We start from the raw sequence: 13,247 nt of genomic DNA, 5'->3' as shown, positions 1-13,247 counted from the left end.
CGAGTGTGGTTCTCTGGTTAATCCCCCACTCCCAATTGGGAGAACGGTTTCACGCGACCGTGGCAGCCCTGAGTTGCCGCGCGTATGCACGAGTGGCCATGGATTGCTTCCGCAATCGGGACCACACTGGCGGCGAAACTCTCGTCGCCGCGGGGGACACGGTTTTACATTGGAGCACCAGTAAATGGCAACAAGCGCCCGCAAGAATGAACGTCGTTCGAAGAAGGCACGCCGGCGGCTGACCGCACTCGTGCTTGCCATCGTCGTTGTGGCAGGCGTGATTATTCTCATCGTCAACCTCGGCAATGACAACGCGCCAGAAGCACAGGGCGCAGCCACCCCAGCTGCCACCGGCGACGCCAGGGTCGCGCAGGACGAGACAGGCGAAGCGGATGCCGCCAGCGTTGTCACCGCCACGACAGACAACCCGCAGATTCTGGCGCAGCTGGACTACGTGAACACGTACTGGCTGAACTACAACGACGACTACGGCGTCATCACCGGCAACGACTGCGTGAACTTCACCAGCCAGTCACTCGTGCAGCGCGGCTGGGAGATGGACGACGAGTGGTGGTCTGATGGCCCAAGCACAGCATTCGACTACTCCAAGCCGTGGGTGAGCTCAACGGCATTCCGTGACTATCTCGCCGATTCAGGGCGCGCCACGGCGCTGACCGATGACCAGCGCGATCAGGTGAAGCTCGGCGATGTTGCCCAGTTCGACTGGGATAACTCCGGCGACCGCGACCACACGGCCGTCGTCACCCGCATCGAGAACACCGACGGCAACATCACGATCTACTACGGTGGCCACACCGATGACACCGACTTCCGTTCAGTCGACTGGGCCATCGATGTGAACCACCCGGGGGCCACCGCCTACTACTGGAGCATTCCGGAGTAGACGGCAGCGGCCCGAGCATCGACTAGGCGATAGCGGCGTCGACGATGGCCTTGGCCTCCGCCTGCACCTGGCGCAGGTGCTCGTCGCCGAGGAACGACTCTGCGTAGATCTTGTAGACGTCTTCGGTTCCGCTCGGGCGGGCGGCGAACCAGGCGTTCTCCGTGACCACCTTCACGCCGCCGATGGCTGCGCCGTTGCCCGGCGCGTGGCTGAGCTTGGCGATGATCTTCTCGCCGGCCAGCTCTGTTGCGTCAATCGCGTCGCCGTCGAGCTTGCCGAGCTTGGCCTTCTGCTCTGGCGTTGCCGCGGCATCCACTCTGGCATATGCGGGGGAGCCGAACTTCTCTGCAAGTTCCGCGTAGCGCTGGCTCGGCGTCTTCCCGGTGACGGCCAGGATCTCTGAGGCGAGCAGCGCGAGCAGGATCCCGTCCTTGTCAGTCGTCCACACCGTGCCGTCGAAGCGCACAAAGCTGGCGCCGGCGCTCTCTTCGCCGCCGAAGGCGACAGAGCCGTCGATGAGGCCGGGGACGAACCACTTGAATCCGACCGGAACCTCCCACAGATCGCGTCCGAGGAAACCGGCAACGCGGTCGATCATGGTCGAGGAGACCAGCGTCTTGCCGATTTTCGCATCGCCGCGCCAGCTAGCCCTGTGGCTGTACAGGTAGTCGATCGCAACGGCCAGGAAGTGGTTGGGATTCATGAGTCCGGCATCCGGTGTCACGATGCCGTGGCGGTCGGAGTCCGCGTCGTTGCCGGTGAGGATGTCGTACTCGTCCTTGTGGGCGAGAACGGATGCCATCGCATTCGGGCTCGACGGGTCCATCCGGATCTTGCCGTCCCAGTCCAGCGTCATAAAGCGCCAGGTCGGGTCGACGTGCGGGTTGACCACGGTGAGGTCGAGTTCATAGCGGTCACGGATCGCGCCCCAGTAGCCGACGCTCGCGCCCCCAAGCGGATCTGCGCCGATGCGGATGCCGCTCTTCTTGATCGCAGCCATGTCGATGATGTTCTCGAGATCGTCAATGTACGTACCGCGGAAGTCGTAGGTCTCGACCGCGCTGGGTTCGCTCCGCAGCACGTTGTTCAGGCCGTCGACGAGCAGTTCGTTGGCCCTGGCGGCGATCCACCCGGTGACATCGCTGTCTGCGGGTCCGCCGTGCGGCGGGTTGTATTTGAAGCCGCCGTCTGTGGGCGGGTTGTGGCTCGGGGTCACCACGATGCCGTCGGCCTGGTCGTCGTTCCCACCGCTGTTGTAGCGGATGATCGCGTGTGAGAGGGCGGGCGTCGGCACGTAGTCGTCGAACTCGTCGACCAGCGCACGCACGCCATTGGCCACGAGAACCTCGAGCGCCGTCGTGTATGCGGGGGCGCTCAGCGCGTGGGTGTCTGCTCCGATGAAGAGCGGGCCCGTGATGCCCTGCGCTGCGCGGTATTCCACGATCGCCTGCGTTGTCGCAATGATGTGATCCTCATTGAACGCGCCGTTCAGGGAGCTGCCCCTGTGTCCTGACGTGCCGAAGACCACGCGTTGTTCTGGGATGGCTACATCCGGTTTTATGTCGTAGTACGCACGCACCAGGGCGTCGACGTCGATCAGATCAGTATCTTGTGCTGGTGTTCCCGCGCGTTCACTCATGAACTCAGTTTGGCACTGCAACTAGGCTGTGAGCCATGCCAGACACCCCGATTCCTGCTGAGACGCCAATTGACGCTTCACCAATTGACACCTATAGCTTCCTCGGGCCGGCCGGCACATTTACCGAATCCGCACTGGCCCAGGTGCCGGCGGCAGAAGGCAAACCGTGGCGTTCTGTGAACAACGTGGGCGAAGCGCTGGCCGACGTCGTGAGTGGCCGCAGCGTCGCCGCGATGATCGCCATCGAGAATTCCGTCGACGGGGGAGTGTCGGCGACGCAGGACGCGCTCGCCAGCGTGCCGAATCTCCGCATCGTCGGTGAGTACCTGGTGCCGGTGAACTTCGTGCTGGTGGCGCGCCCCGGCACGACGCTGGCCGACGTGCATGTCGTCAACGCGCATCCGGTCGCCTACGCGCAGTGCAGGACCTGGCTCGAAGCCGCTGTGCCGAGCCACGGGCACATCCCAGCCTCCAGCAACGTCGCAGCGGCCGCCTCGCTGTTCGAAAACAGCCAGGCGGATGCCGCCATCGCGCCCCCCGGCATCGAGAAGCACCACGATCTCGTCGTGCTGGCCGAGAACATCGGCGACAACCCGAACGCAGTGACGAGGTTCGTGCTGGTCAGTCGCACGAGCGCCCTGCCCGCACCGACAGGTGCAGACAAGACCAGCCTCATCGTCGAGCTGCCAGAGGATCACGCTGGAGCCCTGCTCGAGATGCTTGAGCAGTTCGCAACCAGGGGCGTGAACCTCAGCCTCATCCAGTCCCGTCCGATCGGCGACGCGCTCGGGCGCTACCGCTTCGTCATCGACGCCGACGGCCACCTCTCAGACGAGCGGATGGCGGACGCCCTGCTCGGCCTCCGCCGGTTCAGCCCCAGTGTCATCTTCCTCGGCTCGTATCCGCGTGCCGACAAGCAGCAGGTTGAATTCACGTCGCGTTATGATGACGGAATCTTCCGCGAGGCGCGTGCCTGGCTGGCGGACATCACCGGGGGGACACCGAATGAGCCACGACCAGCACACTGATTCAGGGCACGCTGACACGCCCCTGTTCGATCCGAGGCATTCGCCGGTTTTCCAGCGCGGTTATGACCCAGAGGCCGACGTTGTAGTGGTGCCTGCAGCGTCGACGCGGCGGGCATCCGCTCGGCTCTTCTCTGGGCGCGAGCATGGGTCCGGCCACGATCGCGCTGTCGATCACCCGGTCGCACCGCTGCCCATCCCCGTTGAGGCTGAGCAGTCGACCGTCGACTCCGCCGAGGACTGGACAGACGATGTACCGGCCCACAACCCGTTCATCGTGGCCCTGTGGATCATCGGCATCGGGCTCATCGTGGTGGCGGTGTCGTTCCAGTGGTGGGGGCTCTCGCAGAGCAACAGCTACAGCGGCACAACCTCAGAAATGCCCATTGAATTTGTGCTGCAGCAGCTCTCCTGGAGCGTCACGCCGCCGATGATCTCGGCCGGCATACTCACGATTGTCAGCCTCATCGTCTGGAAAGCACTGCGGTGGCAGGAGCGGAATGGCACTGGTTCCGCACGAGTGCCAGTGGGCCACTCGAATGAGTGAACCGATGCAGCCTAGACAGGGCCGACCGGCCCGCAACCGGGTGAACCGGGTCTGGGTGGTGTTGCTGGTGATCGGCATCGTCGCCATGATGCTCTGGGCTGCAGGGGCGTGGGCCAACGTAAACAGTTGGGGCGGGGTGAACGCGTCAGACGCGTACACGTTCTTCAGGCAGCTGGGGATCAGCGCTATGACCGTAAGCGAGATCATGACCCGATTCGCCAGCCTGGCTTCCCAGTTCCTGATCCTGGCCTTGGCTGCCATCATCGGCCTGCTCTTCGTGAGCGCCGTGCGCTGGCAGCGAGCACACGTGCGCTGAGCAGCCTGCGGGGCTACTCCACCGGAGCCGGCACTCGCACGATGAGCGCGCGCCTGTCGGCACGGAAGTACACCGACTGCACGAGTCCGAACTCGTCACCGTCGAGCTCGAATTCACGCGGCTCGTCCGGCACCAGCCGAATGCTGCCGCCTCGCAGCGTCAGCATGTGGCGTTCGTCGCTCGACTCTGTGAGGCGAATGATGCTGCGTCCCACCTCTGAGCGGCGCAGCACGCCGTTCTCCCAGCTCACCTTGCGCCAGAGCTGCAGCCAGCCGAGCATGCCCTTCGGGCGAATGACGGCGATGTCGAGGATGCCGTCGTCAAGCAGCGCCTCAGGCAGCAGCTGCAGGTTGCCAGGCAGCAGGCCGCAGTTGGCGATGAGGATGGTGCTGATGTGGGTTGAGCGGTCAGGGCGGCCATCCACGCTGTAACGGATGCGGAACGGCTTCGACTTTTGAATGACCCGAACACCGGCATCCACATAGGCCAGCCAGCCGACCTGTTTCTTGAGGTCCGTCCTGGTGGCGGCGAGCATCTGGGCGTCGAGGCCGACACCCGCCATGACAAGGAAGACGTGATCGTCGGTATCGCCGGTGTCCGTCGTGACCGTCGCGACCCCGAGGTCGATGGCGCGGTCGATGCCGGCGAAGGCGATCTGCACGGCGTCATCGAGGTTGTTCAGGGGCAGCTGCAGGTTGCGGGCGAGCAGGTTCCCCGTGCCAAGGGGAACGACAGCCAGTCCCACTTCGGTGTCGCGGAGCGCTTCTGCGACAGCGCGCACCGTGCCGTCGCCGCCGGCGGCAAGCACGACGGATGCCCCCTGGCGCACGGCACGCCTCGTCGCCTGCTGGCCGGCATCCTTCTCCGTGGTCGCGAACCACAACGTGTCGGCCCACTTCGCCCCGATCTGGGCGGCGTTCACGCTCGCGCGAAGCTTCTGCAGGTCTACCTTGATTGGGTTATAGACGACGGCGGCGTACGGGAGGGTGGTCTTACCATTGGCGGGCACGCGCCAAGGCTAGCAAGCGTGCGGATGCTGCGCTTGTAGACTGGCGGGCGTGATTGATCCGGTGCTGTTACGCGAAAACCCTGACCTCATCAAGCGTTCGCAGGAGGCCCGCGGCTCGTCTGTCGACGCCGTGGATGCTGCGCTCGCGGCTGACGCTGAGCGTCGCGCCTCCATTTCGGCGTTTGAGGCGCTGCGCGCCGAACAGAACCTGTTCGGCAAGAAGGTGGCCGCTGCTCCCAAGGAGGAGAAGAAGGCGCTCGTCGCAGAGGCGCAGGCCCTGGCCGCACAGGTCAAGGCAGCCAGTGCTGCGGCGTCGGAGGCCGAGGAACGCTTCACGACGATCGTGCGCACCATCCAGAACCCCATCATCGACGGCGTGCCAGCCGGCGGCGAAGACAACTTCATCACGCTGCGCACGCACGGTGAGACGCCGACCTTCGACTTCGAGCCGCGTGACCACCTCGAAATCGGTGAGCTGCTCGGCGCGATCGACATGACGCGTGGCGCCAAGGTGTCTGGCTCGCGCTTCTACTTCCTGCGCGGCATCGGCGCCCGCCTCGAGATCGCCCTGATGAACATGGCACTCGACCATGCGCTTGACGCCGGATTCACCCCGCTGATCACCCCGACGCTCGTGCGCCCTGAGATCATGGACGGCACCGGCTTCCTCGGCGAGCACGCCGACGAGATCTACTACCTCCCGGCCGACGACCTCTACCTCACGGGCACCAGCGAGGTCGCGCTCGCCGGGTACCACAAGGACGAGATCCTCGACCTGTCCGCAGAACCGCTCCGCTACGCCGGCTGGTCGACCTGCTACCGCCGCGAAGCCGGATCTGGCGGAAAAGACACCCGCGGCATCATCCGCGTTCACCAGTTCAACAAGCTGGAGATGTTCACCTACGTTCTTCCGGAGAACGCCGAAGCAGAGCACGACCGCCTGGTCGCCCTGCAGGAGCAGATGCTGCAGGCCCTCGGTCTCAGCTACCGTGTCATCGACGTTGCCGCCGGCGACCTCGGCTCGAGCGCGGCCCGCAAGTTCGACATCGAGGCCTGGGTTCCCACCCAGAACGCGTACCGCGAGCTCACCAGCACCAGTAACTGCACCACGTACCAGGCGCGCCGCCTCGACATCCGCTACCGCACTGAGTCGGGCAAGACGTCGCCTGTCGCCACGCTCAACGGCACCCTGGCCACCACCCGCTGGATCGTCGCGATTCTCGAGACGCACCAGCGCGAAGACGGCTCTGTCGTGGTCCCTGAGGCGCTGCGTCCCTACCTCGGCGGCATCGACGTCCTCGAGCCGATCAAATGACGGTTTCCGACTCGCTAGAGCCTGTCGAAATCGGGCCGGACTCGACGATCGACAGAGAGTCTGTCGAGCCCCGGTGGCTCGTCGCTCTCGACATCGACGGCACCACCATGCATGAAGACGGCGGCATCAGCCCAGCTGTGCTGGCGGAGATCACACGACTGGCGGATGCCGGCCACGAGGTCATGCTGGCAACAGGGCGGTCGGAGTCGGCGACGCTGCCCGTGCTTGATCGCCTCGGGATCACCCCGCGCTACGTGGTGTGCTCCAACGGCGCGATCACCCTGCACCGAGACCCGAACGCCCCTGCGGGCTACCGGCGAGCCTGGATCGAGTCGTTCGACCCGACCGACGTGCTCACCTCCATCCGCTCCCACCTGACCGATGCTCGCTATGCCGTCGAAGACGAGCAGGGCTTCTACCGGTACACAGAGCCGTTCCCCGACGCCACCATCGGACTCGACAGCGAACACGTCGACTTCGATGAGCTGTTGCGCCACAAGGCAACCCGTGTTGTCGTCATCTCACCCGACCACGACATGGAGGACTTCCTCGGCGTGGTCGAGCGGATGGGCCTGCACAAGGTCAGCTACGCCATCGGCTGGACGGCCTGGATTGATATCGCGCCAGACGGCGTCAACAAGGCAACGGCAATGGAACGGGTGCGTTCAGCCCTCAATGTTCCACGCAGCAGAATCATGGCTGTCGGCGACGGACGCAACGATATCGACATGCTCGAGTGGGCGAGCGTCGAAGGGCGTGGCATCGCCATGGGAGCGTCTCCCGCCGAGGTCATCGCCGCCGCGAACGAGACGACAGGGTCCGTGCACGACGACGGTCTCGCCGCGGTGCTTCGCACGCTGTAGCCGGAATATTGCAACCCTGTAAATTCGTGCTGCATTGTGACACAAAGGCTCTCGCTCGCGAGCATCTCGTTGGATACACTCGCAGTGATCGGCCTCGGGCACCCAACAGTTCGCAATGGCGCGAACGACCATCGGCTGGTCCCTTGGAGGAATTGTGTTCCTACGACGCAAGCCGACGGCCGTTCTGGCCATCGCGGCTCTTGCCCTCACCCTCACGGCGTGCACGAGCGATTCTGGGGGCACGTCTACGACATCCGCTTCCGGCGTCGATGCGGCGACTGCCACGAGCGCTGCGGACTTCGGGGGGCTTGATGCGCTGGTCGATGCGGCGAAGAAGGAAGGCACCCTCAACGTCATCGCGCTGCCGGACAACTGGGCGAACTACGGCAAGATCATCGCGTTGTTCAAGGAGAAGTACGGCCTGACCGTGAACTCGGCCAACCCGGAGGGCTCAAGCGCCGACGAGATCAAGGCAGCGGACGACAACAAGGGACAAGACACCGCACCAGACGTCTTCGACCTCGGCACGGCTGTCGCGCTCGACAGCACGAAGTACTTCGCCCCGTACAAGGTGGAGAACTGGGATGAGATCCCGGCCGACAACAAGGAAGCCAGCGGCCTGTGGGTCAACGACTACACCGGCAGCATGTCGATCGGCTATAACTCGGCGAAGTATCCGGAACCCACGTCGCTCGACGACCTGCTGAGCGCCGACTACAAGGGCGCCGTCACGATCAACGGTGACCCGACGCAGGCTGGCGCTGCCTTCGCGGCGGTCGGCCTCGCCACCGTGCAAAGCGGTGGAACGCTCGACGACTTCCAGCCGGGCATCGACTTCTTCTCGCAGCTGAACAAGGCGGGCAACTTCCTGACGGTCAACCCGACGCCGGCAACCATCGCATCTGGTGAAACCGGGGTCGTCTTCGACTGGAGCTACAACAACCTCGCCAACGCCAGTGCCGTCGACGGCTGGAAGGTCACGACCCTCCCCGGTGTCGCGTACACGAGCTACTACAACCAGGCGATCAACAAGGATGCCCCGCACCCCGCAGCAGCCCGACTGTGGCAGGAGTTCATCTTCAGCCCAGAGGTGCAGAACCTGTACCTGGCCGCCGGCGCGTACCCGGTGACGCTCGACGCACTGATCGCCGCCGGCACTGTCGACCAGGATGCGCTGGACACCGTGGGTGAGCTGCCTGCTGACCGCGTCAGCCCCACCACCGAACAATCCGATGCGGCGAACGCTTTGCTCGCCCAGAACTGGGCCGCAGCCGTTGGCTAACCAGGCTGGCGCTGCAGCGTCAGCCGCGCCGACCGTCGGCGCGGGGGATCACCCCCCGCGCTCGGCGGCCAGGCATCGAGTAGACGCGCCGGCCGACGCCCCGCCGGCCAGGCGCCGCGTGCGCTGGGGGCCGTATCTCGGGCTCGCACCTTTCGCGTTCTACGTGTTGCTCTTCCTCGCGTTGCCGACGGTGTTGGCGCTGGCCACCGGGTTCTTCGACGACGACGGCAGCCTCACATTCGCCAATGTGGCCGCCCTGGGTGATCCCGTCATCCTGAACACGTTCTTTGCCTCGTTCTGGGTCTCTGCGCTGACCGCGGTAGTTGGAGCTGTTGTCGGTGCCCTGGTCTGTTATGCCCTGATCGGCACGCGGGCCGGCAGTCGGCTCCGCCTCATCATCGAGTCGGCGTCGAGCGTGCTTGCCCAATTCGGTGGCGTCATGCTTGCGTTCGCCTTCATCGCCACGATCGGCGTGCAGGGCCTCATCACCGTGTTCCTCGAGACCAGCGTCGGGATCGATATTTACGCAGACGGCGTCTGGCTGTACCAATTGCCGGGGCTCATCCTGCCGTACATCTACTTCCAGGTGCCGCTGATGATCATCACCTTCATGCCGGCGCTCGACGGGCTGAAGCCGCAGTGGGCTGAGGCCAATGCCACGCTGGGCGGCAGCACGTTCACGTACTGGCGCACGATCGGGGCGCCCGTGCTCGCTCCGGCGTTCTTCGGCAGCCTGCTGCTGTTGTTCGCCAACGCCTTTTCGGCCTATGCGACGGCCGCGGCTCTCATCAGCCAGGGATCGCAGATCGTGCCGCTGCAGATTCGCGCTGCGCTGGTCAGTGAGACGCTGCTCGGTCGGCAGAACATGGCAGGAGCACTCGCCCTCGGCATGATCATCGTGATGGTGATCGTCATGACGGCTTACTCGTTCCTGCAATCACGCACCACGAGGTGGCAACGATGACCGAGATGGCCGCGGTCAACCGCAGCAGCGTCACCGCCACCCCCGCCAATACGCGCGGCAGCGGGGGGATTGCACCGAGTCGCACCGTGCGCTGGGTGATTCTCGGCGTGGTCGGCGTGCTGTTCGCGATTCCGATCCTGTCGATGATCGAGTTCAGCCTGCGGGCTGGCCTGGCGGGTGGATACACCGTCTCGCACTGGACAGCCGTCTTCGACCCTGCCCTGTCGAGCCAGTACGCCACGCTCTTCACCGGCCTCACCAACTCCCTGGTGTTGGCCGTCGTCACCGTCGCCATTGTGCTCGTCATCGTGCTGCCGACAATGATCCTCGTGCAGCTCAGCTTCCCGCGGTTGCGCCGCGTGCTCGAGTTCATCTGCATCATCCCGATCACGGTGCCGGCGATCGTGCTCGTCGTCGGATTGGCACCCGTCTACTCGGTGGTGGCATCCATTTTCGGCAGTTCGGTCTGGACGCTCTCGTTCGCCTACGGGATCACCGTGTTGCCGTACGCGTATCGCACGCTGCAATCCAACCTCGGCGCCGTCGACGTCAACACTCTCAGCGAGGCGGCGCGGTCGCTCGGTGCCGGCTGGTTCACGGTGCTCTGGCGCGTGATCCTGCCGAACCTGCGCCGCGGCATTCTGGCGGCATCCTTCATCTCCGTGGCCGTTGTGCTTGGCGAGTTCACCATCGCATCGCTGCTCAGCAGGCAGAACCTGCAGACGGCATTGCTTGCGGTCTCGCAAACCGACCCGTACGCCGCCATCATCTTTGCGTTGCTCTCCCTCATCTTCGTGTTCGTGCTGTTGCTGGTCATCGGCAAAGTGGGCGAACCCGGACTCCGACGCCGTGGAAAGAACAGGACCAACCCATGACCCCCACCGGAGCCGGAGTCGTTCTCGTCGACATCGCCAAGTCGTTCGGCGGTCAATCGGCGCTGCACAATTTCAGCCTTGATGTGCGACCGGGGGAGTTCGTTGCGCTGCTCGGCCCGTCAGGCTGCGGCAAGACGACGGCACTGCGCTCGGTGGCCGGGCTGGAATCCGTCGACAGCGGCTCCATCACCATCGACGGCGTCGACGTCACGTGGCAACCCACGAATAAGCGTGACCTCGGCATGGTCTTCCAGTCGTACTCACTGTTTCCGCATATGACAGCGGGGCAGAACGTTGAATTCGGGCTGCGGATGCGCAAGGTGCCTGCAGCCGATCGGGCCAGTCGGGCGGCTGAAGCACTCGACATGGTCGGTCTCTCCGCCTACGTCCACCGCTTCGCCCACGAGCTCAGCGGCGGCCAGCAGCAGCGGGTGGCCCTGGCCAGGGCCCTGGTCACCCGGCCGCGGGTGTTGCTGCTCGATGAGCCATTGTCAGCCCTCGACGCCAAGGTGCGCCTGCAGCTGCGCGACGAGATCCGTCGCATCCAGACCGAGCTCGGCATCACCACGCTCTTCGTGACGCACGACCAGGAGGAGGCGCTGGCCGTCGCCGACCGCGTGGCCGTCATGCGCGCGGGCGGCATCGAGCAGATCGGCACGCCTGAAGAGCTCTACAGCAAACCGTCAACACCATTCGTGGCCGAGTTCGTTGGGCTCAGCAACCGCATCGATGGCATAGCGGATGCCGGAACGGTGCGTGTCCTCGGCCGCTCGTTGCCCATCGCCATACCTGGCACGCCAGACGGCCCGGTGCGGGTCTTCCTCCGACCAGAAGACCTGCGACTGGCGACGAGCGGCATCAGCGCCACGGTGATTCTCTCGAGCTTTCTCGGGTCGCTGCGCCGCACGAGGGTCGAGCTTCCAGATGGCACCACCCTGTCGGTGCAGCACAGCGCCAGGGACCGCACCATGATCGGCGACCAGGTGTTCGTCGAACTGTCTGGGGCGCCCGTCGCCGTCGAACCGGCCGCAGCCATGGCCGCCGCTGGCCTGGATGAGGCGGCCGCGTCGAGCCAAGACTTGGTGGGGAATGGTTGATGCCGGAGCAACGGGAGACGACGTCACCGCACCACGCGATGGCGCAGTTGGTCCCGTGCCCGGAGGGCTTTCCGCGGCGACGACGCCTGCGGTCGCTTCGCCGAAGGCGTTGCCGCTGGCCAGGCATGGCCGCCTGCCGGTTGAACCGCTGCGGCTCGCGATCCTTCGATTCGTGGGAGTCGCGCTCGTCGTCGTGCTGGTGAGCGTGACATCCGTTGTCGGAATTGCGATCTGGAACGTGACTGCCGGCCTGAAGCCGGGCGTCTCGCTGCCGAATGACGCGGGCCCCGTGGTCAAACCGAAGGATGGCGCCATCAACCTGCTGCTGGTGGGAAGCGACAGCGGGGGAGGCGACCCGGCGTACGGCGAACGCAGCGCAACGTTGAATGACGTGACAATCCTGCTGCACGTATCACAGGACCACAGCTCGGCAACGGTGGTGAGCTTCCCCCGCGACATGCTGGTGGAGATTCCCTGGTGCGCGCCGTCGGCGGACGGCACGACCCCCGGTACAGACGGCGGCTTCACCGACCTGCTCAACACGAGCCTGTCGTACGGCGGGCTGGCCTGCACGGTGACGATGATCGAGCAGCTCACCGGGATCACCATCCCATACGCAGCCGAGATTGAGTTCAACGGCGTCATTGAGATGTCGAACGCCGTCGGCGGCGTGCCCGTGTGCGTGGCAGAGCGGATCGACGATCCGTATACCGGGCTCATCCTTGAGCCTGGCGTGCATGAGCTGGAAGGCGTGCAGGCTCTGCAATTCCTGCGCACGCGTCATGGGCTGGTCTCCGGAAGCGACCTGGCCAGAATCGGCAACCAGCAGGCGTTCCTGGCGTCCCTGGTGCGCACGATCAAGAGTGAGGGCACGTTGAGCGATCCGCTCACGCTTTACAGCCTGGCCAAGGCCGCCGGCGACAATATGGTGCTCTCCACGAGCCTGCAGCCGTTGGACACCATGGTGGCGATCGCGATGACGCTCCAGAACATCGACCTGGCCAACGTGACGTTCGTGCAGTACCCGGTTGCGGGCACGTACAAGGGCATCGAGCCGCTCACCGACGATGCGGCTGCACTGTTCGATGCCCTCGAAAATGACCGGCCGATCACCCTCAGCGGCACCGTCGGTGAGGCGACTCAGGTGACGCCATCCACTGTGCCAAGCGAGTCGGCGACGCCGGAGGATACGCCTGCGCCATGGTCGACGGATGCCGCGCCAGATGCCACCGCAGAGGCCCCGACACTCGACGCCGGAGAGGGGCCCGTCACGCTGCCGCCAACCATTTCTGGGCAGACCGCAGCCGAAGAAACGTGCACGGTTGGACAGTCGCTTGGCAACTAGTGCGGGTGCCTCATAACCTTCCCCCAGCACCTTTTCAGGAAGCGCTGGCACTGTGGAGATTCTGCT

General features: G+C 65.0%; 13 protein-coding genes. 11 read left to right on the top strand and 2 right to left on the bottom strand.

Annotated features, from left to right (window positions below; all coding sequences use genetic code 11):
• Positions 1 to 184: 184 nt before the first annotated feature.
• Positions 185 to 904, top strand: a complete 720-nt coding sequence (locus tag AC25Y4_RS16600) for an amidase domain-containing protein (protein WP_488121549.1) — start codon at positions 185 to 187, stop codon at positions 902 to 904.
• Positions 905 to 926: 22 nt separating this feature from the next.
• Here AC25Y4_RS16600 and pgm read toward each other — a convergent pair whose 3' ends face one another.
• On the bottom strand, positions 927 to 2,543 hold the full coding sequence (pgm, locus tag AC25Y4_RS16595) for a phosphoglucomutase (alpha-D-glucose-1,6-bisphosphate-dependent) (protein ID WP_488121548.1): 1,617 nt from the start codon (positions 2,541 to 2,543) through the stop codon (positions 927 to 929).
• 35 nt (positions 2,544 to 2,578) lie between these two features.
• On the opposite strand from pgm, the gene pheA reads away from it, so the two are divergent.
• Genes pheA through AC25Y4_RS16580 form a run of 3 tightly spaced genes read left to right on the top strand, consistent with a single transcriptional unit; the run spans position 2,579 to position 4,431 of the window.
• Positions 2,579 to 3,571: a prephenate dehydratase gene (gene pheA, locus AC25Y4_RS16590; RefSeq protein ID WP_488121547.1), complete on the top strand. Its 993-nt coding sequence runs from the start codon at positions 2,579 to 2,581 to the stop codon at positions 3,569 to 3,571.
• Positions 3,549 to 4,115, top strand: coding sequence for a hypothetical protein (locus AC25Y4_RS16585; protein ID WP_488121546.1), 567 nt, complete (start codon positions 3,549 to 3,551; stop codon positions 4,113 to 4,115). The genes pheA and AC25Y4_RS16585 overlap by 23 nt, the downstream gene beginning before the upstream one ends.
• 4 nt (positions 4,116 to 4,119) lie before the next feature.
• Positions 4,120 to 4,431 (top strand): hypothetical protein, encoded by a 312-nt coding sequence (locus AC25Y4_RS16580; RefSeq protein WP_488121545.1) that lies wholly within the window; start codon positions 4,120 to 4,122, stop codon positions 4,429 to 4,431.
• A gap of 13 nt (positions 4,432 to 4,444) precedes the next feature.
• Here AC25Y4_RS16580 and AC25Y4_RS16575 read toward each other — a convergent pair whose 3' ends face one another.
• A complete protein-coding gene (locus AC25Y4_RS16575; RefSeq protein ID WP_488121544.1) occupies positions 4,445 to 5,440 on the bottom strand; it encodes a diacylglycerol/lipid kinase family protein in 996 nt (331 codons plus the stop codon).
• A 49-nt stretch (positions 5,441 to 5,489) separates the two neighbouring features.
• On the opposite strand from AC25Y4_RS16575, the gene serS reads away from it, so the two are divergent.
• From serS to AC25Y4_RS16540, 7 genes are all read left to right on the top strand, one after another.
• Positions 5,490 to 6,755, top strand: coding sequence for a serine--tRNA ligase (gene serS, locus AC25Y4_RS16570; RefSeq protein WP_488121543.1), 1,266 nt, complete (start codon positions 5,490 to 5,492; stop codon positions 6,753 to 6,755).
• Entirely contained in the window at positions 6,752 to 7,618 is an 867-nt protein-coding gene (locus AC25Y4_RS16565; RefSeq protein WP_488121542.1) for an HAD family hydrolase, read from the top strand. The genes serS and AC25Y4_RS16565 overlap by 4 nt, the downstream gene beginning before the upstream one ends.
• A gap of 154 nt (positions 7,619 to 7,772) precedes the next feature.
• Positions 7,773 to 8,900, top strand: coding sequence for an ABC transporter substrate-binding protein (locus tag AC25Y4_RS16560; protein WP_488121541.1), 1,128 nt, complete (start codon positions 7,773 to 7,775; stop codon positions 8,898 to 8,900).
• On the top strand, positions 8,893 to 9,864 hold the full coding sequence (locus AC25Y4_RS16555; protein WP_488121540.1) for an ABC transporter permease: 972 nt from the start codon (positions 8,893 to 8,895) through the stop codon (positions 9,862 to 9,864). The genes AC25Y4_RS16560 and AC25Y4_RS16555 overlap by 8 nt, the downstream gene beginning before the upstream one ends.
• Positions 9,861 to 10,739 (top strand): ABC transporter permease, encoded by an 879-nt coding sequence (locus AC25Y4_RS16550; RefSeq protein WP_488121539.1) that lies wholly within the window; start codon positions 9,861 to 9,863, stop codon positions 10,737 to 10,739. Before AC25Y4_RS16555 ends, AC25Y4_RS16550 begins: the two co-directional genes overlap by 4 nt.
• Complete coding sequence (locus AC25Y4_RS16545) at positions 10,736 to 11,836, top strand: ABC transporter ATP-binding protein (protein WP_488121538.1); 1,101 nt, start codon at positions 10,736 to 10,738, stop codon at positions 11,834 to 11,836. The genes AC25Y4_RS16550 and AC25Y4_RS16545 overlap by 4 nt, the downstream gene beginning before the upstream one ends.
• Complete coding sequence (locus tag AC25Y4_RS16540; RefSeq protein ID WP_488121537.1) at positions 11,829 to 13,181, top strand: LCP family protein; 1,353 nt, start codon at positions 11,829 to 11,831, stop codon at positions 13,179 to 13,181. The genes AC25Y4_RS16545 and AC25Y4_RS16540 overlap by 8 nt, the downstream gene beginning before the upstream one ends.
• Positions 13,182 to 13,247: the final 66 nt, after the last annotated feature.

This window comes from Leifsonia sp. Y878 (genome assembly GCF_057669685.1).
The sequence above is the reverse complement of the archived record's forward strand: the minus strand, read 5'-3'. Positions and strand labels throughout refer to the sequence as shown.

Excerpts from the sequence above, each read along its gene's own strand:
- AC25Y4_RS16585 (WP_488121546.1), top strand. The coding sequence starts at position 3,549 with ATGAGCCACGACCAGCACACTGATTCAGGGCACGCTGACACGCCCCTG.
- AC25Y4_RS16580 (WP_488121545.1), top strand. The coding sequence starts at position 4,120 with ATGCAGCCTAGACAGGGCCGACCGGCCCGCAACCGGGTGAACCGGGTC.
- AC25Y4_RS16565 (WP_488121542.1), top strand. The coding sequence starts at position 6,752 with ATGACGGTTTCCGACTCGCTAGAGCCTGTCGAAATCGGGCCGGACTCG.
- AC25Y4_RS16550 (WP_488121539.1), top strand. The coding sequence starts at position 9,861 with ATGACCGAGATGGCCGCGGTCAACCGCAGCAGCGTCACCGCCACCCCC.
- pheA (WP_488121547.1), top strand. The coding sequence starts at position 2,579 with ATGCCAGACACCCCGATTCCTGCTGAGACGCCAATTGACGCTTCACCA.
- AC25Y4_RS16545 (WP_488121538.1), top strand. The coding sequence starts at position 10,736 with ATGACCCCCACCGGAGCCGGAGTCGTTCTCGTCGACATCGCCAAGTCG.
- pgm (WP_488121548.1), bottom strand. The coding sequence starts at position 2,543 with ATGAGTGAACGCGCGGGAACACCAGCACAAGATACTGATCTGATCGAC.
- AC25Y4_RS16540 (WP_488121537.1), top strand. The coding sequence starts at position 11,829 with ATGGTTGATGCCGGAGCAACGGGAGACGACGTCACCGCACCACGCGAT.
- AC25Y4_RS16600 (WP_488121549.1), top strand. The coding sequence starts at position 185 with ATGGCAACAAGCGCCCGCAAGAATGAACGTCGTTCGAAGAAGGCACGC.